The organism is Kitasatospora sp. NPDC058048 (genome assembly GCF_042885555.1).
GTDB lineage: Bacteria > Actinomycetota > Actinomycetes > Streptomycetales > Streptomycetaceae > Kitasatospora > Kitasatospora lactacystinica.
The window spans coordinates 48,253-73,945 of the sequence record NZ_JBHVRT010000028.1 but is presented as its reverse complement, the minus strand read 5'-3'; the positions used below and the strand labels follow the sequence as shown (position 1 = coordinate 73,945).

The 25,693-nt window shown below is 71.2% G+C and carries 21 protein-coding genes, 1 tRNA gene and 1 pseudogene; 9 read left to right on the top strand and 14 right to left on the bottom strand.

Translation table 11 applies throughout. The annotated features are described in order from the left end of the window. Position 1 precedes the first annotated feature (1 nt). Positions 2-787, bottom strand: coding sequence for a helix-turn-helix domain-containing protein (locus ACFVVA_RS27005; RefSeq protein ID WP_387693414.1), 786 nt, complete (start codon positions 785-787; stop codon positions 2-4). Positions 788-906: 119 nt separating this feature from the next. Next, positions 907-981, bottom strand: a tRNA-Leu gene (locus tag ACFVVA_RS27000). 138 nt (positions 982-1,119) lie between these two features. Here ACFVVA_RS27000 and ACFVVA_RS26995 point away from each other — a divergent pair. After that, positions 1,120-1,734 carry a response regulator gene (locus ACFVVA_RS26995; RefSeq protein ID WP_359914233.1) on the top strand — a complete coding sequence of 205 codons (615 nt, stop codon included), beginning with the start codon at positions 1,120-1,122 and terminating at the stop codon, positions 1,732-1,734. A 59-nt stretch (positions 1,735-1,793) separates the two neighbouring features. Here the strand turns inward: ACFVVA_RS26995 and ACFVVA_RS26990 are convergent, their stop codons facing one another. The 6 genes from ACFVVA_RS26990 to ACFVVA_RS26965 all read right to left on the bottom strand — a co-directional run bounded on the left by ACFVVA_RS26990 (position 1,794) and on the right by ACFVVA_RS26965 (position 8,674). Then, the gene (locus ACFVVA_RS26990; protein ID WP_359914214.1) at positions 1,794-2,510 is read right to left on the bottom strand and encodes an ABC transporter ATP-binding protein; all 717 of its coding nucleotides are present in this window, start codon (positions 2,508-2,510) and stop codon (positions 1,794-1,796) included. Next, positions 2,507-3,328: an ABC transporter ATP-binding protein gene (locus ACFVVA_RS26985; protein WP_387693455.1), complete on the bottom strand. Its 822-nt coding sequence runs from the start codon at positions 3,326-3,328 to the stop codon at positions 2,507-2,509. Before ACFVVA_RS26985 ends, ACFVVA_RS26990 begins: the two co-directional genes overlap by 4 nt. 8 nt (positions 3,329-3,336) lie before the next feature. After that, positions 3,337-5,268, bottom strand: a complete 1,932-nt coding sequence (locus ACFVVA_RS26980; protein ID WP_387693454.1) for a branched-chain amino acid ABC transporter permease — start codon at positions 5,266-5,268, stop codon at positions 3,337-3,339. Positions 5,269-5,273: 5 nt separating this feature from the next. Next, the gene (locus ACFVVA_RS26975) at positions 5,274-6,203 is read right to left on the bottom strand and encodes a branched-chain amino acid ABC transporter permease (protein WP_359819021.1); all 930 of its coding nucleotides are present in this window, start codon (positions 6,201-6,203) and stop codon (positions 5,274-5,276) included. A 131-nt stretch (positions 6,204-6,334) separates the two neighbouring features. Next, entirely contained in the window at positions 6,335-7,561 is a 1,227-nt protein-coding gene (locus ACFVVA_RS26970; protein ID WP_359914208.1) for a branched-chain amino acid ABC transporter substrate-binding protein, read from the bottom strand. Between the two features lie 612 nt (positions 7,562-8,173). Then, on the bottom strand, positions 8,174-8,674 hold the full coding sequence (locus tag ACFVVA_RS26965) for a PaaI family thioesterase (RefSeq protein ID WP_387693413.1): 501 nt from the start codon (positions 8,672-8,674) through the stop codon (positions 8,174-8,176). A 235-nt stretch (positions 8,675-8,909) separates the two neighbouring features. Here ACFVVA_RS26965 and polA point away from each other — a divergent pair, with 235 nt between their 5' ends. The 3 genes from polA to ACFVVA_RS26950 all read left to right on the top strand — a co-directional run bounded on the left by polA (position 8,910) and on the right by ACFVVA_RS26950 (position 13,698). Continuing rightward, positions 8,910-11,597, top strand: a complete 2,688-nt coding sequence (gene polA / locus ACFVVA_RS26960; protein WP_387693453.1) for a DNA polymerase I — start codon at positions 8,910-8,912, stop codon at positions 11,595-11,597. Between the two features lie 534 nt (positions 11,598-12,131). Further along, positions 12,132-12,917 (top strand): GNAT family N-acetyltransferase, encoded by a 786-nt coding sequence (locus ACFVVA_RS26955; protein ID WP_387693412.1) that lies wholly within the window; start codon positions 12,132-12,134, stop codon positions 12,915-12,917. 115 nt (positions 12,918-13,032) lie between these two features. Beyond that, a complete protein-coding gene (locus ACFVVA_RS26950; protein ID WP_387693411.1) occupies positions 13,033-13,698 on the top strand; it encodes a hypothetical protein in 666 nt (221 codons plus the stop codon). A 262-nt stretch (positions 13,699-13,960) separates the two neighbouring features. Here the strand turns inward: ACFVVA_RS26950 and ACFVVA_RS26945 are convergent, their stop codons facing one another. Both ACFVVA_RS26945 and ACFVVA_RS26940 read right to left on the bottom strand, forming a co-directional pair. Beyond that, the gene (locus tag ACFVVA_RS26945; RefSeq protein ID WP_387693410.1) at positions 13,961-14,158 is read right to left on the bottom strand and encodes a hypothetical protein; all 198 of its coding nucleotides are present in this window, start codon (positions 14,156-14,158) and stop codon (positions 13,961-13,963) included. Positions 14,159-14,319: 161 nt separating this feature from the next. Continuing rightward, positions 14,320-15,387, bottom strand: coding sequence for a HEAT repeat domain-containing protein (locus tag ACFVVA_RS26940; protein WP_387693409.1), 1,068 nt, complete (start codon positions 15,385-15,387; stop codon positions 14,320-14,322). Positions 15,388-15,715: 328 nt separating this feature from the next. On the opposite strand from ACFVVA_RS26940, the gene ACFVVA_RS26935 reads away from it, so the two are divergent. Continuing rightward, complete coding sequence (locus tag ACFVVA_RS26935; protein ID WP_387693408.1) at positions 15,716-16,159, top strand: NUDIX hydrolase; 444 nt, start codon at positions 15,716-15,718, stop codon at positions 16,157-16,159. Between the two features lie 54 nt (positions 16,160-16,213). Continuing rightward, on the top strand, positions 16,214-16,591 hold the full coding sequence (locus tag ACFVVA_RS26930) for a nuclear transport factor 2 family protein (protein WP_387693407.1): 378 nt from the start codon (positions 16,214-16,216) through the stop codon (positions 16,589-16,591). 83 nt (positions 16,592-16,674) lie between these two features. Here the strand turns inward: ACFVVA_RS26930 and ACFVVA_RS26925 are convergent. Continuing rightward, positions 16,675-16,752: pseudogene (locus ACFVVA_RS26925) on the bottom strand (integrase); the annotation flags it as partial. 70 nt (positions 16,753-16,822) lie between these two features. Between ACFVVA_RS26925 and ACFVVA_RS26920 the strand changes: the two are divergent. Next, a complete protein-coding gene (locus ACFVVA_RS26920; protein WP_387693405.1) occupies positions 16,823-17,347 on the top strand; it encodes a hypothetical protein in 525 nt (174 codons plus the stop codon). A gap of 130 nt (positions 17,348-17,477) precedes the next feature. Here the strand turns inward: ACFVVA_RS26920 and hrpB are convergent, their stop codons facing one another. Beyond that, positions 17,478-19,997, bottom strand: a complete 2,520-nt coding sequence (gene hrpB, locus ACFVVA_RS26915) for an ATP-dependent helicase HrpB (RefSeq protein ID WP_387693403.1) — start codon at positions 19,995-19,997, stop codon at positions 17,478-17,480. A gap of 8 nt (positions 19,998-20,005) precedes the next feature. Continuing rightward, positions 20,006-20,884: a class I SAM-dependent methyltransferase gene (locus ACFVVA_RS26910; protein ID WP_387693401.1), complete on the bottom strand. Its 879-nt coding sequence runs from the start codon at positions 20,882-20,884 to the stop codon at positions 20,006-20,008. Positions 20,885-21,297: 413 nt separating this feature from the next. On the opposite strand from ACFVVA_RS26910, the gene rpsA reads away from it, so the two are divergent. Both rpsA and ACFVVA_RS26900 read left to right on the top strand, forming a co-directional pair. Continuing rightward, the gene (gene rpsA / locus ACFVVA_RS26905) at positions 21,298-22,788 is read left to right on the top strand and encodes a 30S ribosomal protein S1 (RefSeq protein WP_316520647.1); all 1,491 of its coding nucleotides are present in this window, start codon (positions 21,298-21,300) and stop codon (positions 22,786-22,788) included. Positions 22,789-22,997: 209 nt separating this feature from the next. Continuing rightward, positions 22,998-25,271: an MMPL family transporter gene (locus ACFVVA_RS26900; protein ID WP_387693398.1), complete on the top strand. Its 2,274-nt coding sequence runs from the start codon at positions 22,998-23,000 to the stop codon at positions 25,269-25,271. Here the strand turns inward: ACFVVA_RS26900 and ACFVVA_RS26895 are convergent. Further along, positions 25,254-25,685, bottom strand: coding sequence for a MarR family winged helix-turn-helix transcriptional regulator (locus tag ACFVVA_RS26895; RefSeq protein WP_387693396.1), 432 nt, complete (start codon positions 25,683-25,685; stop codon positions 25,254-25,256). The genes ACFVVA_RS26900 and ACFVVA_RS26895 overlap by 18 nt on opposite strands. Between the last annotated feature and the right edge of the window lie 8 nt (positions 25,686-25,693).

The following is a 25,693-nucleotide window of genomic DNA, read 5'->3' as shown; positions in this document are numbered from 1 at the left end:
GTCAGTACTTGGGCCCGATGTGGACGTCCATGAGGGCGACGGAGTCCTTGCGGGCGACGGAGATGTTGACCTGGCCGGTGGGGCGGGGGAGCGAGGCCTTCCATTGGACGCCGACGGCGTCGAGGGCGGCGGTGAAGAGGCCGATGATGTCGGTCGAGGTGTTGGTGAAGAAGTAACGCGGGTATTCGTAGCGGCGGACCACGCCGTCGACCGTCCTGGTCGTCCAGTTGGTGATGCGGCAGCCGTCGGAGTGGATCAGGCCGCGCAGGAACGCCCAGGGGTGGGCGTCGACGATCTCCTGCTGCCAGGGCTCCAGGGCCATGGTGCGCTCGTGCTTCTTGCCGGGGCCGTGCTGCGGGAAGTAGCACGGCAGGTGCTTCGAGTACACCTTGACGTTGTGGCAGCCGGGGCGCCGAACGCGGCAAGGGGTGAGGGTAGGGAAGACCTGCCTCATGGCCGCCTCGACGGCGTCCATGATTCCGGGCCACTTGTCGTCGCAGGCTATGAACAGACTGGCGGTCCGGTGCTGCTTCGGGTGGCTGATGTGACCGTCGCCCAGGTAGAGCCCGAGCAGGTACGAGTACGCGGGGCGGTCGAGATCGTCGCCGTAGCAGTGCAGGCAAGGGGAGCGCCTGCGGCCTGGGAGCCCGCCGCGTTTGGCCAGATCGCGGTGCTTCCACCAGGAGACCGTGCCAATGGGAAGGCCGAGTCGACGAGCTGTCTCAGCGGTGCCGGCTCCACGCCGCAGGAGATGGACAGCTTGTTCGCGAACGGAGAACTCGTGCATGGTGCCGAGCGTGTGCGAATGTTCCGGACCGGTCGGGCGAATGGTCGAAAGTCCACTCGAACCGGTGAAGATCGCCAACCATTGCCTGAGTGGCGGCTTCCTTTGATTTGAAGGAAAAGTGCCCCGAGTGGGATTCGAACCCACACTGTATGGTGTTTGAGACCATTGCCTGCTGCCAATTGGGCTATCGGGGCCTACGAATCGAAGCCCAGGGGCCCGACCGACTGACTCAAACATACCGTGTCTAGGTACCCTCGTGCATGCAGTACCCCGCCGGAACTAGGAGCCCCGTGAGCACCGCCGACGAGCAGGCGCAGCCGCTTGAGACCGATATGCCCCAGATCACCCGGATTGTGATCGCCGAGGACGAGGCGCTGATCCGCCTCGACCTCAAGGAGATGCTCGAGGAGGAGGGGTACACCGTCGTCGGTGAGGCCGGTGACGGGGAGACGGCGGTGCGGCTGGTGGAGGAGCTGAAGCCGGATCTGGCGATCTTCGATGTGAAGATGCCGGTGCTGGACGGGCTCTCCGCGGCCGAGCAGATCCACGACAAGCACCTGGCGCCGGTCCTGATGCTGACGGCGTTCTCGCAGCGGGAGCTGGTGGACCGGGCGCGGGACGCCGGGGCGATGGCGTACATCGTCAAGCCGTTCTCGAAGTCGGACCTGGTGCCGGCGATCGAGATGGCGGTCTCCCGGTACGCCGAGATGCGGGCGCTGGAGAAGGAGATCGGGGACCTCAGCCAGCGGCTGGAGACCCGGAAGCTGGTGGACCGGGCGAAGGGTGTGCTGCAGACCAAGTTCGGGCTGAACGAGCCGGCCGCCTTCCGGTGGATCCAGAAGACCTCGATGGACCGCCGGATGACGATGGCCGCGGTGGCCGAGGCGGTCATCGAGGAGGGCGAGGCCCAGGACCGCAAGAAGGCGGACGAGGCCAAGGGCGAGTAAGTGGTACGGGAAGGGCCCGGCAGAACGTTTCTGCCGGGCCCTTCGACGTGTGCACGGGCTCAGTCCTCGCCGAGGTAGGCCTTGCGGACGGACTCGTCGTGCAGGAGGTCGGGCCCGGTTCCGGAGAGGACGATGCGGCCGGTCTCCATGACGTACCCCCGGTCGGACAGGGACAGCGCCGCCTGGGCGTTCTGCTCGACCAGGAGGATGGTCGTACCGGAGGACTTCAGTTCCACGATGGTGGACATGATCTTCTGCATCATCAGCGGCGAGAGCCCCATCGAGGGTTCGTCCAGCATCAGCAGCTTGGGCCGGGACATCAGCGCCCGTCCCATCGCGAGCATCTGCTGTTCGCCGCCGGAGAGCGTGCCGGCGGCCTGGCGCCGGCGTTCGCCGAGGATCGGGAACAGGCCGTAGGCCCGTTCGACGTCGGCGGTGATGCCGGCGGCGTCGGTGCGCAGGAAGGCGCCGAGGAGGAGGTTCTCCTCGATGGTCATCCGGGGGAAGATGTGCCGTCCCTCGGGGGAGTGGGCGAGGCCGAGGGCGACGATTTTGTGCGCGGGGACGGTCGAGAGGTCCTGGCCGTCGAAGGTGATCCGCCCGGCGGTGGGCTTGAGCAGGCCGGACAGGGTGCGCAGGGTGGTGGTCTTGCCCGCGCCGTTGGTGCCGATGAGGGTGGTGACCTCGCCCTGTTCGACGGTGAAGCCGATGCCCTTGACGGCCTCGATCTTGCCGTAGGCGACGCGGAGGTCCTCGACCTCGAGGAGTGCGGTCACTGGTCGGTCTCCGTAACGTTCTCCGGAACAGCCGGGGTGGTGCCTTCGAGCGGGGCGCCCAGGTAGGCGGTGATGACGCGTTCGTCGTTCTGGACGGTCTCGCGGTCGCCCTCGACGATCTTCTGGCCCTGGACGAGGACCGCGGTGCGGTCGCAGAGGTTGAAGATGAAGCGCATGTCGTGCTCGATGACGAGGATGGAGACGCCCTTGTCGCGGATCGCGAAGACGAGTTCCTCGGCGGCCCGGGTCTCCTGGGGGTTCATGCCGGCGGTGGGTTCGTCGAGCAGCAGCAGGCCGGGTTCGGAGGCGAGGGCGCGGGCGATCTCCAGCTTGCGCTGCTCGCCGTAGGGCAGGTTGCGGGCGAGGTGGTCGGCCTTCTCGGCGAGGCCGGTGAACTCCAGGAGTTCCATGGCCTTCTCGCGGCTCTGCGCTTCGGCGCGGTGGTAGCCGGGGCCGCGCAGGATGGCGGAGAAGATGCCTTCCCTGGTGCGGGTGTGCCGGCCGACCAGGACGTTCTCCAGGACGGTCATGTTGGCGAACAGCCGGATGTTCTGGAAGGTGCGGGCGATGCCGGCCTGGGTGACCAGGTGGGGCTTGGGCGGCAGCAGGGTGTCGCGGAAGCGGACGGCGCCCTCGGTGGGGACGTACAGGCCGGTGAGGCAGTTGAAGAAGGTGGTCTTGCCGGCGCCGTTGGGGCCGATGAGACCGATGATCTCGCCTTCGCCGACGGTCAGGGAGACGTCGTTGACGGCGGTGAGGCCGCCGAAGCGCATGGTGACGCCGGTGACTTCGAGCAGGGGTGCGGCGGTGGTGGTCATCGGGTCGGTCACGCCCCTGCCTTGGTGAGTGCGGTCGGCTCGCCGGTGGCCTGGGCCGGGAGGGCGGCCTCGTGGAACTCCAGCTGCCGGCGCCGGTTGGGGATGAGGCCTTCGGGGCGCACCCGCATCAGGACGATGAGGGCGGCGCCGAAGGCGAGGAGCTGGTAGTCGGCGAGGAATTCGAGCTTCTTGGGGATGAGGAAGAGCAGGGTGGCGCCGGCCAGCGGGCCGCTGATGGTGCCCATGCCGCCGAGGATGACCGCGGCGAGCAGGAAGGCGGAGTTCGGCGGGAGGGCTTCGGCGAAGGTGTACTGGTCGGGGGTGACGGTGTAGCTGACGTGGGCCTGGACGGTGCCGGCCAGGCCGGCCAGCAGGGCGCCGAGGGCGAAGGCGAGCAGCTTGAGCCGGAAGCCGTTGATGCCCATGGCCTCGGCGGCGGTCTCGTCCTCGCGGATGGCGACCCAGGCGCGGCCGATGCGGGAGTCGCCGACCCGGGCGAAGACCAGCACGACGACGGCGGTGACGAGCAGCATCAGCAGGTAGTAGTTGGAGAAGCGGCCGAGTTCGACGCCGAGGACGGTGTGCGGCTTGCCGAGGTCGAAGCCGAGGATCTCCAGGTCGGGGATGCGCGGGATGCCGTTGGAGCCGTTGGTGACCTTGGGGCCGGTGGTGCCGTTGAGGTTGAGCATGGTGATGCGGAAGATCTCGCCGAACCCGAGGGTGACGATGGCGAGGTAGTCGCCGCGCAGTCGCAGGGTGGGGGCGCCGATCAGGACGCCGAAGATCATCGAGACGACGGCGCCGGTGAGCATCGCGGCCCAGAACGGGAACTGGACGTGGATGGGCGAGGCGGGGGAGCCGGAGACCAGGGCGGCGGCGTAGGCGCCGACGCCGAGGAAGGCGACGTACCCGAGGTCGAGCAGGCCGGCCAGGCCGACGACGATGTTGAGGCCGAGGGCGACGGTGGCGAAGATCAGGATGTTGGTGGCGACCGAGGTGTACTGGTCGCTGGTCTGGGTGAACGGGAAGCCGGCGGCGGCGGCGAAGGCGGCGCCGGTGGTGACCGGGCGGTGCTTGACGGTCAGCGCGCGCAGCCGGGCGAGCAGGCCGGACTTGGCCAGGGCGGGGACGGCGAAGGCGACGAACAGCAGGTAGCCGGTGAAGAGTTCGCCGTACTCGGTGTCGATGCCGAAGGTGATCGCGAACAGTCCGGTGCCGAAGGCGAGGACGATCAGCAGCACCTCGGCCCAGGAGGGGAGCTCCCGCGCTGCGGCCAGCGGGCGGTCGATCCGGCCCAGCCGCAGTGCGCTGTTGGCGAGGTGGCCGAGCTGGAGCAGCAGGACGGCGCCGGCGGCGATGGCGAGGCCGCCGGCGAGGGCGGTCAGGACCGGGGCGACCGGCTTGTCCGTGGGGACGGCGTGGGCGCCGAACCAGGCGGCGGGGGCGACCGGGACGAGCAGGAAGAGGCGCTTGTCGAGGATCCGCAGCGGGACGGCGGTGCGGCGGTCGAGCGGCAGGGCGAGGGCGCCGAGGACGGCGAGCAGGCCGCCCGCGGCGAGCACCCAGCCGCCGGGTTCGAGGTTGGCGAGGCCGCCGAGTTCGGCGGAGACGGCGGCGACCGCGTAGACGGCGACGGCGAGGGCGCCGGTGGCGGCGAACAGGACGGCGTTGTTGCTGCGGGTGGGGGCGGCCCAGCGCAGTCCGGGGACGCCCTGGGCGGCGAGCAGCAGGACGAGGGCGAGCAGCCCGGCGGCGAGGGCGAGCCACTGGAGGCCGGCCGGGGAGCCGTAGTACGTGAGGTCGCCGGGGAAGTCGGAGGTCCAGGTCCAGGACATGGCGGCGGAGGCGGCGGTGGCGAGGGCGCCGAGTGCGGTGACGGCGGCGGCGGCGCGGGCCGGCAGCGGGATGACCGGGGTCGTTTCGGTGCGGGTGGTGGTCATGGTGGTCACGCCCTGTCCGCGACGCGCTCGCCGAGCAGGCCCTGGGGCCGGATCAGGAGCACGAGGATGAGGAGTACGAACGCCCAGACGTCCTTCCAGGCGCCGCCTCCGAAGAGGTGCATGCCGGGCAGGTGCTGGATGTACCCGGTGGCGAGGGCTTCGGCGAGGCCGAGGGCGAGGCCGCCGAGCATGGCGCCGTAGATGTTGCCGATGCCGCCGAGGACGGCGGCGGTGAAGGCCTTGAGGCCGAGGATGAAGCCCATCCGGAAGTCGACCTGGCCGCTGCGCAGCCCGTAGGCGACGGCGGCGACGGCGGCGAACGCGGCGCCGATGGCGAAGGCCATGACGATGATGCGGTCGGTGTCGATGCCCATCAGCTTGGCGGTGTCCGGGTCCTGGCTGGTGGCCTGCATGGCGCGTCCGGAGCGGGTGCGGGTGACGAACCAGCCGAGGGCGAGCATGCACAGCGGGGCGGCGATGATCAGGAAGAGGTCGCTGCGCTGGATGGTGACGGAGCCGAGGCTGAACGGGTCGCCGGGGAGCTTGGGGAAGACCCGGGCCTTCTTGGCGTCCGGGTAGAAGGAGAAGACGAGCTGCTGGAGGAAGATGGACAGCCCGATCGCGGTGATCAGCGGGGCCAGTCGGGGGGCGTTGCGCAGGGGGCGGTAGGCGAAGCGCTCGGCGGCGACGGCGGTGAGGGTGGAGACCAGGATGCCGGCGATCAGCATGAGCGGCAGGGCCAGCCACAGGGTGGTGCCGCCGGGGAGGGCGAGGTAGGCGGTCAGGGCGCCGAAGCCGCCGACCATGACGATCTCGCCGTGGGCGAAGTTGATGAGCTGGACGATGCCGTAGACCATCGTGTAGCCGATCGCGACGAGTCCGTAGAGGGCGCCGAGGATCAGGCCGTTGGCCAGCTGCTGCGGTAGGTCGTGCACCGCTGGGCCTCCGTAGTGCGTTCGGGGGTGTCCGCGTGGGTGGTGGATGTGGGTGCGCGCGGGGGCACTCGTGGCGCCCCCGCGCGCGGTGGTGGTGAAGTGGCGCTGGTGGTGCTGGTGGTGACTGGGCGTCAGCCCTTGAAGGTGCCGGACTTCTCCACGGCCCACTTGCCGTCCTTGACGGTGTAGACGGTGAGCTGCTTGTTGGTGGTGTCGCCGAACTCGTCGAAGGAGACCTTGCCGGTCACGCCGTCGAAGCTGACCTTCTGGACGGCGTCGCGGACGGCCTTGCGGTCGGGGACCTTGCCGTTGTTGTCCTTCACGGCCTGCTTGACGCCCTGGATGATGGCCCAGGCGCTGTCGTAGGAGTAGCCGCCGTAGGTCTCGTAGGCGTCCTTGTAGCCGGCGGTCTTGTAGTCGGCGATGAACTTCTTGGCGGTGTCGAGGGATTCGACGGGCAGGCCGACGGCGGTGGCGTAGTCGCCCTGGCTCTTGGGGTTGAGCTTGATGAAGTCGCCGCTCTGGATGCCGTCGCCGCCCATCAGCGGGATGTTGACGCCGGCCTCCTTGAGCTGGAGGGAGAGCGGGCCGGCCGCGGGGTACTCGCCGCCGTAGTAGACGGCCTCGGCGCCGGAGCTCCTGACCTTGGTGACGATGGCGGCGAAGTCGCGGTCGTCGGGGTTGACGTGCTCCTCGCCGACCAGCTGGCCGCCGAGCTTGGTGAACTCGCCCTTGAAGGTGCCGGCCAGGCCCGCGCCGTAGGTCTTCTGGTCGTCGATCAGGAAGACCTTGGTCTTCTTGGCGTCGGTGTAGAGGAACTGGGCGGCGAACGGGCCCTGGACGGCGTCGGTGGTGGCGGTGCGGAAGTAGGACGTGAACGGGCGCTTCTTCTCGCCGCTGGCCCACTTCTCGCCCTGGCTGAGGGCGACGCCGGTGTTGGCGGGGGAGACCTCGACCAGGGAGGCGTCGTCGAAGATCTGCTGCATCGACTGGGCCACGCTGGAGTTGAGCGGGCCGACGACGCCGAGGACCTTGGAGTCGCCGACCAGCTGGGTGGCGTTCTGCTGGCCGGGGGCGGGCTTGCCGGTGTCGTCCAGGGCCTTGATCTCGAACTTGACGCCGGGGACCTCGTTGGCCTCGTTGGCCTTCTTGATCGCGAGGTCGACGGAGTTGCGGATGCCGAGGCCGAGGGCGGAGAGGTCGCCGGTGAGCGGGGCGTCGACGCCGATGACGACGGTGGTGGAGCCGGAGTTGGAGGTGCCGCCGTCGGCCTTCTTCTCTCCGCGGGAGCCGCAGGCGCTGAGGCTGAGGGCGCCGATCACGGCAATGCTCACGACAACTGCTGAACGATGACGCACGAGGGTCCCCTTCGGTTCAGGAGGCGCCCGCGCCTGAATGGCGGGAGCCGGAGTGCGCGGAGGGCCTGGCCCAATCGAATGGCGCGGTGACTGGCCGTGACTCTAGATGCCGTTGGGCGGCTCGGGCAGTGCTGAGGGCAGGCTGTGATTCTCTTGTTATGAGCACACGGAGCATTTGTCTCACGATGTGGTCGTTCTGGCTCGATCGATCCCGCGATGCCGGGCGTTTACGCGCTGGTAGGGCGATGTAAGGCCCAGAAATGGGGGTTGCAGCTGGCAGCGCCGATAATCGGACACCTGTGTCCGATGCCCTGCTTTCGACCTTGAGCGTCCGGATTTCGGACAAGGAGGGCGCGACCGGATGATCCCGGGGCGCCCGCGGGCCTCGGAACCGGCAATTGATCGGATTTCCTACTTGTTACGCAGCGTTACAGGGGCGGGTTTGCGCCGACCGCGCCCGGACATGCGAAGGCCCCCTTGTCCAGACCAACGCCTGCCCAGGGTGGCGGAAGGTCAAACAAGGGGGCGGAAAAGGGACTTGATGTTGTCCGGAGTGAACTCGCCGGTCCGGTAGGGACGTTGTCGGGCGGGACGGCGCGGTCGGAGCCGCCGTCAGAGGTCGCGCAGCATGCAGGTCAGTCGGCAGCTGGTGATCCGCCGGCCGGTGTCGTCGGTGATCGCGATCTCGTAGGTGGCCGCGGTGCGGCCCTTGAACACGGCCGTCGCCACCCCGGTCACCAGCCCGGAGGTGGCCGAGCGGTGGTGGGTCGCGTTGAGGTCCACACCGACCGCGTACCGGCCGGGACCGGCGTGCAGCATCGCCCCGATCGAGCCCAGCGTCTCGGCCAGCGCCGCCGACGCGCCGCCGTGCAGCAGCCCGTACGGCTGCTGGTTGCCCTCCACCGGCATGGTGCCGACCACGCGGTCGCCGGAGGCCTCGACGATCCGGATGCCGAGCTTGTCGCCGAGGTGGCCGCCCGAGAAGGTCTCCGGGTTCACGCCGAGCTTGGCGAAGTGGTCCAGCACGTCCTGCGGGACGTTCAGGACGGGGGCGGTGCCGGGAGTGGTGTCGGGGGCGTCGAGGGGTGCGGTGCCGGGGGCCGCATCGGTCATGGGGGAACTCCTGCCGCTGGGATCTGCTGGGGGGATGTGCCGCCTGTGATCGTACGACCGTCCTACTCATAGGTAGCAGCTGTGGTCGAACCGGCGCGGCGTCCTTTTTGTCGGTGCCGGGCCATAGGATCGGTGGCCGGTAGTGGAATCGGCAGGAACGGACGTTGACGTGGCTACGCAGAGTACGGACAAGGGCGCGACGGGTGGCGGCGGGGCCGGCCCGCGGCCCCGGCTGATGCTGCTCGACGGGCACTCGATGGCCTACCGGGCCTTCTACGCCCTGCCCGTGGAGAACTTCAACACCTCCACCGGCCAGCCCACCAACGCGGTCTACGGCTTCGCCTCGATGCTCGCCAACACCGTCCGGGACGAGCAGCCCACCCACCTCGCCGTCGCCTTCGACCTCTCCCGGCAGACCTTCCGCTCCGTCGAGTTCCCCGACTACAAGGCCAACCGCGCCAAGACGCCGGACGAGTTCCGCAGCCAGGTCGGCCTGATCGGCGAACTGCTCGACGCCATGCACGTCCCCCGGCTGACGGCCGAGGGCTTCGAGGCCGACGACATCATCGCCACCCTGGCCACCGCCGCCGAGGCGGCCGGCTACGACGTCGACATCGTCACCGGCGACCGCGACTCGCTCCAGCTGGTCACCGACCACGTCACCGTGCTCTACCCGACCAAGGGCGTCTCCGAGCTCACCCGCTACACCCCGGAGAAGGTCGCCGAGAAGTACGGCGTCACCCCGCGCCAGTACCCGGACCTCGCCGCGCTGCGCGGCGACCCGTCCGACAACCTCCCCGGCATCCCCGGCGTCGGCGAGAAGACCGCCGCCAAGTGGGTCAACCAGTTCGGCTCCTTCGACGAACTCGTCGCCCGCGCCGACGAGGTCAAGGGCAAGATCGGCGAGAAGCTGCGCGACCACCTCGACTCGGTCAAGCGCAACCGGGTGCTCACCGAGCTGGTCCGCGACGTCGAACTCCCGCTCGGCGTCACCGACCTGGACCGCAAGCCGTTCGACAAGGACGCCGTCGGCTCCCTGATGGAGTCGCTGGAGTTCCGCAACGCCAACTTCCGCGACCGCGTCTTCGGCATCGACCCGACCACCGGCTCGGATGCCGCCGAAGCCGAACTCGCCCCCGGCGTCGAGGTGGACGGCGAACTCCTCACCGACCCCGGCACCCTGGCCGCCTGGCTCGCCGAGCACGCCTCCGACGGCAAGACCACCGTCGCGCTCGCCGCCGTCTACCAGTGGGCGCTCGGCGCCGGCGAGGTCACCGAAGTGGCGCTCGCCGCCGGAGAGACGGCCGCCTGGTTCGACCCGGCGCTGCTCGCCGAGGAGGACGAGCGGGCCTTCGCCGCCTGGCTCGCCGACGCCGGCGCCCCCAAGGCCCTGCACATCGCCAAGCAGGTCATGCGGGCCTTCGCCGAGCGCGGCTGGACCATCGAGGGCGTCGTCGCCGACACCGCGCTCGCCGCCTACCTGGAGAAGCCCGGCCGCCGCACCTTCACCCTGGAGGTGCTCGCCGAGGAGTACCTGGCCCGCTCGCTCACCCCGGCCCCCGCCACCGAGAGCGGCCAACTCTCCTTCGACGCACCGGAGGAGGACGAGACGGCCGCCGCCCGGTCGCTGATGCTCCAGGCCCGCGCCGTGCTCGACCTCGCCGCGCTCTTCGACACCCGCCTCGGCGAGGTCGGCGCCGCCGAGCTGATGCACGACATGGAACTGCCCATCGCCGCCCTGCTGGCCCGGATGGAGCGCTACGGCATCGCCGCCGACCGCGAGTGGCTCACCGGCCTGGAGGCCCAGTTCGCCACCGAGATCCAGCGCGTGGTGGAGGAGGCGCACGCCGCCGCCGGGCACGAGTTCAACCTCGGCTCGCCCAAGCAGCTCCAGGAGATCCTCTTCGGCGAGCTCGCGCTCCCCAAGACCAAGAAGATCAAGACCGGCTACACCACCGACGCCGACGCGCTCACCTGGCTGGCCACCCAGACCGACAACGAACTGCCGGTCATCCTGCTGCGCCACCGCGACCAGGCCAAGCTGCGCACCACCGTCGAGGGCCTGCTCAAGACCGTCTCGCCCAAGGGCCGGATCCACACCACCTTCAACCAGATGGTCGCCGCCACCGGCCGGCTCTCCTCGCAGGACCCGAACCTGCAGAACATCCCGGTCCGCACCGAGGAGGGCCGGGCGATCCGCCGCGCCTTCGTCGTCGGCGAGGGCTACGAGTCGCTGCTCACCGCCGACTACTCCCAGATCGAACTGCGGATCATGGCCCACCTGTCCGAGGACGAGGCGCTGCTGCAGGCCTTCGCCTCCGGCGAGGACCTGCACAACACCGTCGCCTCCCAGGTCTTCGAGGTGCCGCGCGCCGCGGTGGACGCCGAGATGCGCCGCAAGATCAAGGCGATGTCCTACGGCCTGGCGTACGGACTCTCCGCGTACGGGCTCTCGCAGCAGCTCGGCATCAAGCCCGCCGAGGCCCAGGGCCTGATGGACACCTACTTCGAGCGCTTCGGCGGCGTGCGGGACTACCTGCGCCGGGTCGTCGACGAGGCCCGGGCGACGGGCTACACCGAGACCCTGCTCGGCCGCCGCCGCTACCTGCCGGACCTCAACAGCGACAACCGCCAGCGCCGCGAGATGGCCGAGCGGATGGCCCTCAACGCCCCGATCCAGGGCTCGGCCGCCGACATCGTCAAGATCGCCATGCTCAGGGTCGACGAAGCGCTGCGCGCGGCCGGCCTCACCTCCCGGATGCTGCTCCAGGTGCACGACGAAATCGTGCTGGAGCTGGCCCCGGGCGAGCGCGAGCAGGTCGAGACCGTCGTCCGCGAGCAGATGGCGGGCGCCTACCCGCTGCGCGCCCCGCTGGACGTCTCGGTCGGCGTCGGCCCCAACTGGGAGGCCGCCGCGCACTGACGGCACCGCTGTCGCACGGGCCCGGGCACGCGAGTGTCCGGGCCCGTTCCGCCACCCCGGCACCCTGACCGGAAGCGGTCGGCGGTCCTGAGCTTCGGGCCGCGGCCCCGGAAGGCATCCTGCGGACCACCCCCTCCACCACCGGCCCCGTCCTGCCCGAGGACGGCGACTCGCGTCGCGAGCGCGGGCACCCGGCGCTCGATCAGGCCCTCCCGGCCCTCGTCCCTCCGGGGCTGCTCGGCGTCCTCCGCCTGCCCGCGATCCTGCTCGCCGTCGCGGCGGGGGCCCGCCGGCGGTGCCGCTCGGCATCGTCGCCGCGATCGGGCCGGCCGGGACCTCCCGCGCCACGCTGTCCCCGCTGGTTCACCCGCGGGTGGGCGGCGTGCACCGGGAAAACCGCAGGTCGGGCCGCCCGATGAGCGCGGGCCCCGGGACGCTCGGGCTCGCCGGGCGGCCGGGCTCGAAGAGTGGCCCAGTCGGCCCGCGGGGAATTGGTCCGGCAGGATGGGTCAATTCCCCACTACCGTAGGCACAATGACAACAGGACCCACGTCGACCGACCAGCCCGTGTCCCTGGCCGAGGCGCCGATGCGTCAAGCCCGGAACTCCGCCGCCTACTGGACCCTCACCGGCCTCTGCCGGGGACACGAGGTGATCCGGCGTCGCGGATTCGTCGCGGTCGACGGCGACGCGCGTGCAGGACTGCGGATCCTGATCCAGGAGCCCGACCTCGACCCGGGCGAACTGGCCGAGGTGAGCGAGCTGACGCGCCGGGCCGCGGGCCCCGTGAACGTCGAGGATCCGTTCAGCTCGACCGACCTGAACCACCTCGGCATGCGCAACTGGCAGATGCCGATCATGCTGCGCCAGCCCGGGCCCGTCGGAGAACCGGCGCTGGACGTGATCCGGGTACGGCAGTCCGAGGACCTCCAGGCGGCCGAGCGGGTCGTGATCGAGGGCTTCGAGCTGGACGGGTTCGAGCCCCACCGACCCGGCGAGCTGTTCCCGACGGCGTTGATCGAACAGTCCGGCGTGGACGTGTTCGTCGCCACGCTCGACGGCGTGGCCGCGGGAGCCTGCGTCAGCGTCGTGGCCGACGGCGTCGGCAGCCACTACTGGGTCGGTACGTCGTCGGCGTTCCGGTCGCGTGGCGTGGGCCGGGCCGTCATGCTCGGCGCCCTCGCCCACCTGGCGGACCTGCCGGCCACGCTCACCGCTTCGAAGCTGGGCAGACCGCTGTACGAGTCGCTGGGCTATGTCACCGCGACACCCTCGACCTGGTGGGCCTCGCCCTCCGGGACGGCGCCCGGGTTGGAGTGAGGCTGCCCCGGCCCGGCACCCTCGAACTGATGGTGCATCAGGTGCGCCGGGTATCGCGTGCATTGGCCGTGTCAGGGCTCTGGCCGGTCCTGTTCGGCAGTCCTACGCTCCTGGCATGGCTCTGGATGATGTCCTGCGCACCGGCCCCGCCTCGACCGACATCGTCCTGCGCGAGGGCGGCGGCACCCGGCGCAGTGCGCTGCTGTACTGCCTGACGGCCGTCGGGAGCGCGCTGAAGGCGCCGCTGGTGCTCTTCGCGCCGACGTTCACGGTGGCGTTCGTCCTGTGGCTCTTCGGCGCGACCGGGGGCACCGTCGCCGCGGTGGTCGGGGTGATCGTGGGGGTCGAGTACCTGCTTGCCGTCCCGGTGATCGCCCGGATGGAAGTGACCACCGTCCACCGGATCGAGTTCGCCCCGCCCGAGGCGGCGGAGCGTTACCGGCTGGTCCGGGGCGGGCGCCCCGACGACTGGCGGCCGCTGACCGAACTGCCCGCCGTCTGGCTGGTGCACAGCATCATGGAGCCCTACGAGGGCGATCGCGCGCCGGTCGAGAAGGCGCTCGTCGGGCGGCTGGACTTCACCGGCGGGCAGGTGGTGTGGAAGCCGCCCGCCGGCACCGACGCGGAGCGCCTGCGGGAGGCCCTGACCGTGCTGCTCGGCCCCGCCGGCGTCGAGGTCGAACTGATCACCAAGCGCAGCGTGCGGCCCAAGCCCTCGCCGGCGTCCTACTCGCCGTGGATCTCCGGAGGCTCGGGCTCGGCGAACTCGGGCGGCTGCTGAACCGCTCCGTGCAACCCTGGTCGCGATCGCGATCTCGTCGGTGATCTCGGCCGGCTGCCAGGACCACTGCCCGTTCGGGTCGCACTCCGGGAGTGCCACATGCCGTCCGCGGTGACGGCGAAGTCGAAGGTGCCGAAGGTCAGTCGGACGTCGGAGAGGTAGCGGGGGATCGCCTCGGCGACCGGCTTGTCGACCGGCTCGTCGACCGTGCCGGCGGCGTGCTCGGCGGTGAACTCCCGCGCCTCGTGCTCGTCGTCGGCGATCAGCGTGTGGGGTGCCCGGAATCCGAGATGGTTGACGTGGCGCGCCCCGGCAGCGACGCCAGGATGCCACCCGCCCCCCAGACGGTTTGCGCGGCGGCGAACCGGCGGTCCTCGCCGCTGAGGCCGGCAGGCCCCTCGTAGGGCGAGGCACCCCCGTGCAGGTCGGTGCCGGGATCGAGGCGGACCACCGGGGTCATTTCCGGCAACTCCACTGCTGCGCAGAACCGTTCATTGGCCCGCCCTGGTGGGGCGGGGGTGCTGGGGAGCAGGAAGTCGGCGGGGCCGACTTCCTGCGTGCGCCACCGAGGCCGCCGACCGGTCCGGATCGTCGGAATCACTCGTCACTGCTCGCGTTCGCTCACGGGGACCGAGGACCGGGAGGGGAACCGGGCAGGTCGGCCGCGACCAGCTCGGCAGCGCGCTCGGGGTTGCCGTCCGCGCGGGCGAGCAGCGCCTCGATGTCGTAGCCCGAAGGCCCGAAGGCGGCGCCGACGCCGAGGGAACGGCCCCAGCCGAAGCGTTCCATGGAGACGGCGGCGCCCAGGTCGGGACGGACCCGGTCGAGCGTGCAGACCAGCTCCCAGGCGAAGGCGTCCAGGCGGGCCCGCCGAGCCGGGTTGCAGGCGTTCACGGCGTCGGTGACCCAGTCGTCGCCGGGCTCGTACTCCGGGAGGGCCGGCAGCGGTTCGAGGGCATCCGTGGTCGGGGCCGCGCTGAACGTGAGGAGGTGGGCGCCCTCGGGGTTGTCGACCAGTTCGGCCAGGAACGGCACGGCGCGGGGGTCGTGCCGACAGGCCAGTCCGCGGATCGCCTCCGTACGTGTGTCGGTGTGCTCGTCTGCCGTCCGCTCCCAGAGCGCGGCCCGGATCGCGGGGCTGTCCACCTCGGCCTGGACGCCGAGGGTGAACGTCGCCCAGTTGCGGACCTCCGGGTCCGGGTCCTGACTCAGCCCGACGAGGGCGCAGATGTCCGGTCCGTCCGACAGGCCGGTGAGGACCTCCGCGAACGAGCGGGCCACCTCCTCGCGGACCTCGGCGTCAGGATGTTCGGCGAGGGCGACGAGGACGGGCACGGCGCGCGGGTCGTACGTCTTCTCGATCGCGCGCGCCAGGGACCGCAGCACGCCGGCCTCGGTCTCCCGCTGTGCCAGGGTGACCAGCGCGGTGGCCGTCCCGGCGCGGACCGCCTCGTGGTGATAGCTGGTGTCGCGCAACAGGTCGCAGCCCGCCCGGCGCTCGATCGGATCGGCCGAAGCGATCAGCTCCAGGCCGAGCGGCAGCGCCGCCGCCCCGTCGGCGGCCGCCCGCCACAGCAGCGATACGTACTCGGCCCAGCCGTCGTGGTCGTCCGGGTCGTCCGAGGTGGCGATGGCGCGCGCCGCCACCAGTGCCCGCGTGACCAGCTCCGCCACGGTGTCCGTTTCCATGCGGGCATTCTGGTGCACGAACCGCGAGAGCACGCGGGAATTGTCGGCCCGACCGCGCCTCCGGTCCACGCGCGCGTCGACAATCCGGGGCGCAACCGGGCCCGACCGAGACCCCAACTTGTCTTCGAGCTAACGGGATTTAGCGCAGATTCTTCGCTGCGCCCCGGTGCTGCTGTGGCAGTCAGGATCCGGTGCCGGCGCTCGCCTGCGGGCCGGTTCGCGAGCTTGGCGACGATCGGGTCTTCCGCATGGCGGGGCTGTGGGGGTGCGCAGGAAGTCGGCGGGGCCGACTTCCTGCGCAGCGGAGACGAGTTGGAGTAGAGGCGACGTGGGCCCACACGTACTTGCCGACGCCGCAGGCGCGGGATTCGCAGCCCCAGCGTTCGGCGAGTTCGTCGACGACGAGCAGGCCGCGCCCGTGCTCGTCGTCCGGCGCGGCGAGTCGCTCGCCGGGTGCGGTGTCCGCGAGACGCGCGAGGAGACAGGCATCGAGGTCGAGATCACCGGGATCGTCGGCACGTACACCGACCCCCGCCACGTCTTCGCCTACGACGACGGCGAGGTCCGCCAGGAGTTCTCCATCTGCCTCCTCGGACGCCCTCTCGGCGGGGAGTTGCGGGTGTCCGACGAGTCCCACGGGGTGGCGTGGTTCACCCCGGCCGAAACGGATGGGCTGCCGATGGTGGCGAACATCCGCAAGCGGCTGGCCGACTGGCGCTCCGGTGCGATCCCCGTGGTGCGCCAGTGCTGTGACCGGGATGGTCCACGGTGATCGGAACGCGGTTCGCGGGACGAGCGCACGCGCAACGGCTGGTATTACTGGGGCATGCAGGAAGAGACGGCACGCTCCGCGATCGACACGTTCATCTCCGCGTTCAACGCCTCGGACGACAGCTATGTGACGGCCCTGCTCTCCCAGGCCCTGACCTCGGACGTGGTCTTCTGGGGGCCGTTGGGCCGCAGCGAAGGAATCGCGGCGGTCGAGCGGTTCGTGCTGGACATCCGGCGCCACCCGGCGGGGACCGGCACGATGGCGCGCTGCTCGGCGGTGGACATGCCTGGCGAGTGGGCCCGGTACCAGTGGGTCTTCACCATGCCGGACGGAGGCCCCCGCCTGGCGGGAACGGACGTCGTCCATCTGCGGCGGAGCCTCATCGACCAGGTCATCGTCTTTGCGGGGGAGATCGAGCCGTCCGCCTCCTGAGTCGTCCTTCTGTCGCTGTCCTTCTCGTGAACGTGTCCCTTTCGGCACTCCGGGGCTGCGGTTCGCGGTCGGTCGGGCTGCGGCGTCGAGGGGCGCCCGACCCAGCGGATGCCCTTCTCGCTGCGGATGCGGGCGCGTTCCTTGCGTTGGGCGGCAAGTACCAAGTACGTCGGGGTGGCGAGAGTGTGCTCTAGCCTTGCGCGGCTTACTGGTTCGGTCAGGGAGTTGCGAGTGAATGAGGTCTTGCGGGCCATTCATCGTTGCGATGAGGTCCCCGTGGTCGTTGTCGATGGGTTCGAGTCTGCTGAGGAGGCTGTCGCCGGTTCGGGCCCGGCGGTGACGGTGACCGTGTGCGAGAGCCACGTCGGAGCGGCCGATGCATGGCTGAAGGGCTTCCATCCGATTCTGCGAGCCGACGAGAGCGTCGGGCAGGGGTGTGGATGGGTGCACGACTTCCGCGAGCCGGAGGTTGTTCTGCGGGCTCATGTCGATGCCTGGCTGGGCCGACTGAGCGGCCTGGACCTCGCGGACTACGACGACTGGGCGGCGTACCTGTCTGCGGCGCACGAGCGGCTCTGCACCCTGCACGGGCTTGAGCTGGGTCATACGGGAGGCGGTGGGGCCGTGTCCTCGATTGGTATGGCTGCCGGCGAAGGAGACGGCGGTGGCCTGGAGGTGGCCTTGCATTTCCTCGGCCATGCCGAGGTGCTCGCCGCAATGGGCCTGATGACCGACAGCCCGGATTCCTGCTGCTGAGCGGTGCCCTGGCTCCGACTGTGATCCGGCGGAGGCCGGGGCCCGGCATCGCGGGTTCAACTCAGTGGGCCGAGTGTGCGAGTTGCCCGAGATCCCACTGCCGGCAGATGGGTAGTGGGGTCTTCCGTTGCTACTTCCGAGTGTTGGTGCGGCGGGTGGGCTCTGCGGTGGTCGGGTCCTCGGGCCAGGGGTGGCGGGGGTAGCGGCCCCTGAGGTCGGCGCGGACGGCGCGGTAGCCCTCGCGCCAGAAGCTCTCCAGATCACCGGTGACGGCGGCGGGGCGGCCGGCGGGGGAGAGCAGGTGGATGGTCAGCGGTATGCGGCCGCCGGCCAGGGCGGGGGCCGCTGTCCAGCCGAAGAGTTCCTGCAACTTGACTGCCAGCACCGGGCGTTCGGTGGTGTAGTCGACTCGTATCTTCGAGCCGGACGGCACGGTGATGCGTTCGGGGGCGAGGTCGTCGAGGCGGCCGGCCTCGCCAGTGGCCCAGGGGAGGAGCCTCTGGAGGGCGGCCGTCGTATCGATCCTCGCGAGGTCGGAGCGGCGGCGGGCGCGGGAGAGTTCGGGCTCCAGCCATTCCTCCGCGCGTTCCAGCAGCGCCTCGTCGCTGACGTTGGGCCAGGGGTCTCCGATGGCGGCGTGGAGGAACGCCAGGCGCTCGCGGAGGTTGGACGGGAAGCTCAACAGCGTGCTGATGCCCTCGCGCGTGAGGCCTTCGAGGAGGGCTGACCGGACGAGTGAAGAGTCGGGGCGGTTGAGGGGCTTCTCCGCGAGCTCGATGGCGCCCAGCGACTCGACCCGGCGGGAGACGACTTCGCCGCGGCGGGTGTCCCAGTGGACCTCCTCGCGAGCGGTCAGCAGCGCCGCACCCGCGACCAGAGCAGTGTCCTCGTTCAGCGCCGCGGCGTGCAGCACCCGGGCCGAGTGCGAGCCCGCCGGGCGGTCGGCGACTGCGACGGCGAGCCAGGGCACGGCGCCGAGTGTGGTGCCGCGGGCGAGTTCGGCGGCCGTGCCGGAGGCCATCAGGTACGGGCTGCGCTCGCCGGGGGCGGGCTTGTCGACCCGGGCGCGGGCGATGCGTTCGGGGAAGGCGAGGGCGACGACGAGGCCGGCGGCGGCGCCGTCGGAGAGCTGGGTGGCGGGCTCGGAGCCGGTGCCGCGCAGGAGGCGGCGGACCTCGTCGCGCCAGCGGCCCGCGTAGGGGTCCCGGGAGGAGCGAACGGTGCGCCAGACCGCGCCGAGGTCGTCGCCGAGCGCGCGTGGTGGTTCCTCGGAGAGCAGCGCGACCACCTCGGCGGCCCGCCGCGCACCGACCGCCGCCGCGCCGTCGACGAGGGCGCGGCCGAGCCGGGGGTGCAGTCCGGTGCGGGCGAGGCGGACGCCGCGGGCCGTGGCCCGCCCGTCCGGGGAGACGGCGCCGAGGGCCTGGAGGGTCTGTCGGGCGGCGGCCATCGCCCCGGCGGGCGGGGTGTCGGGCAGGGCGAGGCCGGTGGCGTCCGGGTCGCCCCAGCAGGCGGCCTGGAGGGCGAAGGGGGTGAGGTCGGCGAGCGCGATCTCGGGGGTGGGGAAGCGGGCGGCGAGGGCGTCCTCGGCCTCGTTCCAGCAGCGGTAGACGGTGCCGGGGGCCTCGCGGCCGGCGCGGCCGGCGCGCTGGCGGGCGGCGGCGAGGGAGGCCCGGACGGTGACCAGTCCGGCCAGTCCGCGGGCGTGGTCGGTGCGGGGTTCGCGGGCCAGTCCGGCGTCCACCACGACCCGGACGCCCGGCACGGTGAGGCTGGACTCGGCGACGGCGGTGGTGAGGACGACCCGCCGTGCGGGGGACGGGGTGAGGGCGGCGTCCTGTACGGCCTGCGGGGCGCGGCCGTGCAGTTGCAGCACCTCGGCGGTGACGCCGCCCAGTTGCCCGGCGACCCGGGCGATCTCGCCGACGCCGGGCAGGAAGCAGAGCACGTTGCCGTCGCGCTCGTGCAGGGCCCGCCGGACGGTCGAGGCGACGTGGCCGAGCAGGGCCGGGTCCACCCGGGTGCCGTGGGCGGGCCGGACGGCGCGCGGCGGCGGCGCCCAGACCACCTCGACCGGGTGGGACGTCCCGTGCGCCTCCACCACGGGCGCGCCGCCGAGCAGTTCGGCCCAGGCCTCGGTGTCGGAGGTGGCCGAGGCGCAGACCAGCCGCAGTTCGGGTCGCAGCGCCGTCCGGACGTCGAGCAGGAAGGCGAGCGCGGTGTCGGCGTCCAGGTGCCGTTCGTGGCATTCGTCGAGCACCACCACGTCCACGCCGGGCAGTTCCTGGTCGCGCTGGAGCCGTTGCAGCAGCACGCCGGTGGTGACCACTTCGACCACGGTGTCCGGGCCCGCCGTGCGCTCGCCGCGCACGGTGTGGCCGATCCGGCCGCCGACCGGCTCGCCGAGCAGCCAGGCCATCCGCCGGGCGGCCGCCCGTACCGCGAGCCTGCGGGGTTCGGCGACCAGCACCCGGCGCACCGGCCCGTCCGGACCGTCCGGATCGAGCAGTCCGGCCAGGGCGAGCGGCACCAGGGTGGTCTTGCCGGTGCCGGGCGGTGCGGCGAGGACGGCGGTGCCGTGTTCGTCCAACGCGCGGTGCAGGGCGGGCAGAGCGGTGCGGACGGGCAGTTCGCGCCAGGCCGGGTTCATGGAGGGGCTCAGCCCCGCTCGGTGACGAAGATCGCCGTGCCGGGGATCAGCCGCCCGCGCAGCGGGGACCAGCCGCCCCACTCCTGTTCCAGTCCGGCCGGCCACTCGGGCTCGACCAGGTCCACCAGCCGGAAGCCGGCGGTGACGAGTTCGCGGACCCGGTCGCCGAGGGTGCGGTGGTGTTCGACGTAGGTGGCGTGGCCCTGTTCGTCCTGCTCGACGTAGGGGGTGCGGTCGAAGTAGGAGGACGCCGCGGTGAGGCCCTCGACGCCGGGCTCGTCCGGGAAGGCCCAGCGGATCGGGTGGGTCACCGAGAACACCCAGCGCCCGCCGGGCCGCAGGACCCGGTGGACCTCGCGCATCAGCGCGGTGGTGTCGGCGCTGAACGGGACGGCGCCGTAGGCGGAGCAGGCGAGGTCGAAGGAGGCGTCGGCGAAGGGCAGGACGGCGGCGTCGGCCTGGACGACGGCGACGGGGTCGGTGCCGCGGCCGAGGTCGATCCGGCGGGAGTGCTGGAGCTGGCGGTAGGAGATGTCCAGGGCGACCGGCCGGGCGCCCCGGGCGGCGAGCCAGCGGGAGCACTGGGCGGCGCCGGCGCCGATCTCCAGGACGTCCCGGCCGGCCACCTCGCCGAGCAGGCGGGCGTCGGCCTCGTCCAGGCCTTCGGGGCACCAGGTGAAGCGGTCGTCGCCGAGGAACTCGCCGTGTTCGTCCTGGTACTCGTCGGCGTTGCGGTCCCACCAGTGCCGGCTGGCGCGGCTGCTCTCCCCGGTGCCGGCCTCGCGGCGGATCGCGTCGTCGCCGTCCTCCTCCTCGGCCCGCGCGGGGGAGGTGTCAAGATCGTGCAGGTCCGACTGGGGGGTGGTGGCCACGGTGACAATGCCCATCGCGTAGGGTATGGAATGCGGAAGCGCCGCTGCCGCGAACCGGCCCGTCAGGGTCCGGATCCTGGCGGTGGCATCCGGGGACGTGGCCCCTTCGGGTGTCGCCGCAAGGCGCGCATTCGGAGGATATGGCCTGATCCGTACCGGGCTCCACCGTCTTGCCGTCCTTCGGCATTGACCGTGCCTGGCCGTCCCCGTATGCTACAAGTTGCGCTGCGGGCCTGCGCGCCTCGGACGGAGCAGGTCGCGCTCGCATCTGTCGAAGACCCCACGGTCGCAAGACGGACGCCGGTTCTCGTTGTACGGGAATCCCGGTGTGCCGTGTTCTTGGCTGTCCGGCTTTCGGTGGGAGCGATACGGGCCCTCCGCGTGGCATTACCTACGACTTTCATGTCCGTACCGGAGCCCTTTTCCTAATGACGAGCCCCACCGACTCCTCCCTCAGCACCACCCCGCAGGTCGCGGTCAACGACATCGGCGACGCGGAGGCCTTCCTCGCCGCCATCGACGAGACCATCAAGTACTTCAACGATGGCGACATCGTCGAGGGCGTCATCGTGAAGGTCGACCGTGACGAGGTTCTCCTCGACATCGGTTACAAGACCGAGGGCGTCATCCCGTCCCGCGAGCTCTCGATCAAGCACGACGTTGACCCGCACGAGGTCGTCGCCGTCGGTGACAACATCGAGGCCCTGGTTCTCCAGAAGGAGGACAAGGAGGGTCGTCTCATCCTGTCCAAGAAGCGCGCTCAGTACGAGCGTGCCTGGGGCACGATCGAGAAGATCAAGGAAGAGGACGGCATCGTCACCGGTACCGTCATCGAGGTCGTCAAGGGTGGTCTCATCCTCGACATCGGCCTCCGGGGCTTCCTCCCCGCCTCGCTGGTCGAGATGCGTCGCGTCCGCGACCTCCAGCCCTACGTGGGCAAGGAGCTCGAGGCCAAGATCATCGAGCTGGACAAGAACCGCAACAACGTGGTCCTGTCCCGCCGTGCCTGGCTGGAGCAGACCCAGAGCGAGGTCCGCCAGACCTTCCTCACCACCCTGCAGAAGGGCCAGGTGCGCTCCGGCGTCGTCTCCTCGATCGTCAACTTCGGTGCCTTCGTGGACCTGGGTGGCGTCGACGGCCTGGTGCACGTCTCCGAGCTGTCCTGGAAGCACATCGACCACCCGTCCGAGGTTGTCGAGGTCGGCCAGGAGGTCACCGTCGAGGTTCTCGACGTTGACATGGACCGCGAGCGCGTCTCCCTGTCGCTGAAGGCGACCCAGGAGGACCCGTGGCAGCAGTTCGCCCGGACCCACCAGATCGGTCAGGTCGTCCCGGGTAAGGTCACCAAGCTGGTTCCGTTCGGTGCGTTCGTCCGCGTGGACGAGGGCATCGAGGGTCTGGTCCACATCTCCGAGCTGGCCGAGCGCCACGTCGAGATCCCGGAGCAGGTCGTCCAGGTCGGCGACGAGATCTTCGTCAAGGTCATCGACATCGACCTCGAGCGTCGCCGCATCAGCCTGTCGCTGAAGCAGGCCAACGAGGCCCTGGGTGCCAACCCGGCCGAGGTCGAGTTCGACCCGACCCTGTACGGCATGGCCGCCTCGTACGACGACCAGGGCAACTACATCTACCCGGAGGGCTTCGACCCCGAGGCGAACGACTGGCTGCCCGGCTTCGAGAAGCAGCGCGAGGAGTGGGAGCGCCAGTACGCCGAGGCGCAGACCCGCTTCGAGCAGCACCAGGCCCAGGTCATCAAGAGCCGCGAGGCCGATGCCCAGGCCGCCGAGGAGGGTGGCGACGCCGTCGCCGCTGCCGCCGGTGGTTCCTACTCGTCCAGCAGCGACGAGGGCTCGGGCGCCCTGGCCTCCGACGAGGCCCTGGCCGCTCTGCGCGAGAAGCTGGCCGGTGGCCAGAGCTGAGGCTCTCGCTTCCCGCTAGCCGATAGCTAGACGGTGGGCCCCACCCGGATTTCCGGGTGGGGCCCATTTCGTTTTTCGCCATGACTTATCACGCTTTGACTTATGTGTGTTTTATGTGAAGGAAAGTGTGAGATGGGGCTCATTGCCCGCCTATAGGCCGGAGTTCGGGTTGCACCTAGATTGAGGGGAGCTGCCCGAAAGGCTCCTTCATGCGAAACCCCTTTTTCGCCGCCCCCGCCCCCGCCCCTGCCTCCGCCCCCACCGCCGTGGTCGGCGGCCGGCTCGCGGCCCTCGGCCGGTTCTGCTTCCGCCACCGTCGCTGGGTACTCGGCCTGTGGGCCGTCGTCCTGGTGGTCGGGGTCCTGATCGGGGGACGCGTCTTCGAGGGCTCGGTGGCCGGGGCCTCCTCCGCCAGCGCCGAGGCCGACCGGGGCAGCGCGGTGGTCGCCGCTGCCGACCCGGCCAAGGGCACCGTGACCGCCGTGGTGGACGGCAGGCCGGTGGACGATCCGGCGGTGAAGGCCGCCGTCGAGAAGGCCACCGCCGAGATCGCCGCCCTGCCCGGGGTCTCCTCCGCACTCGACGCGTACGGCTCCGGCCCGGCGCCGGCCGCGCTGCGCTCCGCCGACGGGACGGCGAGCCTGGTCACCGTGCGGATGGCCGACACCGCGAGCACCGCCCAGACCGACGCCGTCACCGAGCGGCTCGGCGCGCTGAACGGGGCGGGCGGCGCCCACGTCACGGTCGGCGGGGACCTGGTGCTCCAGCAGGAGGTCAAGCAGCAGACCGAGAAGGACACCCGGTTCGGCGAGATAGTGACGCTGCCGCTCACGCTGATCGTCATGGTGCTGGTCTTCGGCGGGCTGGCGGCGGCCTCGCTGCCGGTGATCGGGGCGGTCGCCTCGGTGGGCGGCGCGCTGCTGGCCATGTTCGGTTTCAGCCGGATCATGGACATCGACACCAGTGTGCTGCCGATCGCCACGGTGCTGGGGCTCGGGCTCTCGATCGACTACGCGCTGCTCATGGTGAATCGTTTCCGCGAGGAACGCGGCCACGGCGCGGACATCGCCGCCGCCGTCGAACGGACCGCGGCGACCGCCGGACGCACCGTGGCCTTCTCCGGGCTGACCGTCGCCGTCGCGCTCTCCGGACTGTTCGTCTTCACCAGCCCGGTGCTCGGCGCGGTGGCGGCCGCCGGGGTGAGCGTGGTGGTGATCGCCGTCGCCGCCGCGCTGACCCTGATCCCCGCACTGCTCGGCTTCGCCGGCGCGCGGATCAAGACACCCGCCGCGCCCGTGGCGGACGAGGGGTTCTTCAGCCGGACCGTGCGCCGGGTGCGCAAGCGGGCGGTGGCGGTCACCCTCGCCTCGGTGGCGCTGCTGATGGCGGCCGGCGCGCCGTTCCTCCACGCCGACATGCGCAGCTCCGGCGCCGCGGTGCTGCCCGCCTCCTCGGCCGGGCGGCAGGTCGCCGAGACGATCGACCAGCGCTTCCCGCAGGCCTCGGCCGCGCCGATCACCGTGGTGGTCGAGGGCGGGGCGTCGGTGGCGCAGGCGTACGCGGACGACGTGGTCGCCAAGCTGCCCGGGGTGAGCGGGGTGCGGGCGGTGTCGCCGGTGGGCGACGCGGTCTCCACGATCGACGTGCTGGTGCACGGGGACCCGCAGGGCGGGCAGGCCAAGCAGGTGGTGGAGGAGCTGCGGGCCGACCGCGGCGGGCTGACCACCTACGTCACCGGCGGCGCGGCCTCGGTGGTGGACTTCCAGGACGAGCTGCTCTCGCGCGGACCGTGGGCGCTCGGGCTGGTCGCGGTCGGCACCCTGGTGCTGCTCTTCCTGATGACCGGCTCGGTGGTGATGCCGGTCAAGGCACTGCTGATGAACCTGCTCTCGCTGGGCGCCTCGCTCGGCGCGCTCACCCTGGTGTTCCAGGACGGCTGGTTCAGCGGGCTGCTCGGGTTCAGCCCGACCGGCGGGCTGGAGACCTTCATCCCGGTCCTGGTCTTCGCCTTCGCCTTCGGGCTGTCGATGGACTACGAGGTGTTCCTGCTCGCCCGGATCAGGGAGCTGACCCTGCGCGGGCACGACTGCGTCCGGGCGGTGGAGCTGGGCGTGCAGCGCAGCGGTCGGATCATCACCTCGGCGGCGCTGCTGATGGTGATCGTCTTCGCCGGGTTCGCGCTCGGGGACATGCTGATGGTCAAGCAGATGGGCATCGCGCTGGCCGTCGCCGTCGCGGTGGACGCCACCCTGGTGCGCTGCCTGCTGGTGCCCGCCGCGATGAGCCTGTTCGGCGAGTTCAACTGGTGGGCGCCCGGCCCGCTGCGGCGGCTGCACCGGCGGTTCGGGCTGAGCGAGCACGTCGACCTGCCGGAGATCGAGCCGGCGGTGCTCCCGGTGCCGCGCGCCGGGACCGGGTCGGAGAGTGCCGGATCCGGGGACGATGCGGCCAAGGGCCTGGTGGGTTCAGCCCAGCCGGCGTAGCAGGTCGACCGCCGAGCGGAGCCGGTCCTGTTCGGCGGGGTCGAGGCGGGACTCGATGGCGGTGGCGATCTGGTGTTCGCGGCGCGCGCGCTGGTCGAGCAGCGCGTCGCGGCCGGCCTCGGTGGCGGCGACCAGCAGTTTGCGGCCGTCGGTGGGGTGGGGCTGCTGGGTGACCAGCCCGGCCTCGGTCATCAGCGCGACGGTGCGGGCCATCGACTGATGGCGGACCCGCTGGAGCGCGGCGAGTTCGGCGACGGTGCAGGAGAGCTCGTCGCGGACCAGCAGGCCGAGGACGGCGGCCTGGTTCTGCGGCAGTTCGTCGTCGGTGCGCAGGGAGCGGACCAGGGTGCCGAGGGCGGCGCGCAGGTCGGCGGCGAGTTCCAGGGTGTCCGGGTGCGGGGCTTCGCTGAGCATGGGAGAAG

Excerpts from the sequence above, each read along its gene's own strand:
- ACFVVA_RS27005 (WP_387693414.1), bottom strand. The coding sequence starts at position 787 with ATGCACGAGTTCTCCGTTCGCGAACAAGCTGTCCATCTCCTGCGGCGT.
- ACFVVA_RS26995 (WP_359914233.1), top strand. The coding sequence starts at position 1,120 with ATGCCCCAGATCACCCGGATTGTGATCGCCGAGGACGAGGCGCTGATC.
- ACFVVA_RS26985 (WP_387693455.1), bottom strand. The coding sequence starts at position 3,328 with ATGACCACCACCGCCGCACCCCTGCTCGAAGTCACCGGCGTCACCATG.
- ACFVVA_RS26980 (WP_387693454.1), bottom strand. The coding sequence starts at position 5,268 with ATGACCACCACCCGCACCGAAACGACCCCGGTCATCCCGCTGCCGGCC.
- ACFVVA_RS26965 (WP_387693413.1), bottom strand. The coding sequence starts at position 8,674 with ATGACCGATGCGGCCCCCGGCACCGCACCCCTCGACGCCCCCGACACC.
- polA (WP_387693453.1), top strand. The coding sequence starts at position 8,910 with ATGCTGCTCGACGGGCACTCGATGGCCTACCGGGCCTTCTACGCCCTG.
- ACFVVA_RS26955 (WP_387693412.1), top strand. The coding sequence starts at position 12,132 with ATGACAACAGGACCCACGTCGACCGACCAGCCCGTGTCCCTGGCCGAG.
- ACFVVA_RS26950 (WP_387693411.1), top strand. The coding sequence starts at position 13,033 with ATGGCTCTGGATGATGTCCTGCGCACCGGCCCCGCCTCGACCGACATC.
- ACFVVA_RS26945 (WP_387693410.1), bottom strand. The coding sequence starts at position 14,158 with ATGACCCCGGTGGTCCGCCTCGATCCCGGCACCGACCTGCACGGGGGT.
- ACFVVA_RS26940 (WP_387693409.1), bottom strand. The coding sequence starts at position 15,387 with ATGGAAACGGACACCGTGGCGGAGCTGGTCACGCGGGCACTGGTGGCG.
- ACFVVA_RS26930 (WP_387693407.1), top strand. The coding sequence starts at position 16,214 with ATGCAGGAAGAGACGGCACGCTCCGCGATCGACACGTTCATCTCCGCG.
- hrpB (WP_387693403.1), bottom strand. The coding sequence starts at position 19,997 with ATGAACCCGGCCTGGCGCGAACTGCCCGTCCGCACCGCTCTGCCCGCC.
- ACFVVA_RS26910 (WP_387693401.1), bottom strand. The coding sequence starts at position 20,884 with ATGGGCATTGTCACCGTGGCCACCACCCCCCAGTCGGACCTGCACGAT.
- rpsA (WP_316520647.1), top strand. The coding sequence starts at position 21,298 with ATGACGAGCCCCACCGACTCCTCCCTCAGCACCACCCCGCAGGTCGCG.
- ACFVVA_RS26900 (WP_387693398.1), top strand. The coding sequence starts at position 22,998 with ATGCGAAACCCCTTTTTCGCCGCCCCCGCCCCCGCCCCTGCCTCCGCC.
- ACFVVA_RS26895 (WP_387693396.1), bottom strand. The coding sequence starts at position 25,685 with ATGCTCAGCGAAGCCCCGCACCCGGACACCCTGGAACTCGCCGCCGAC.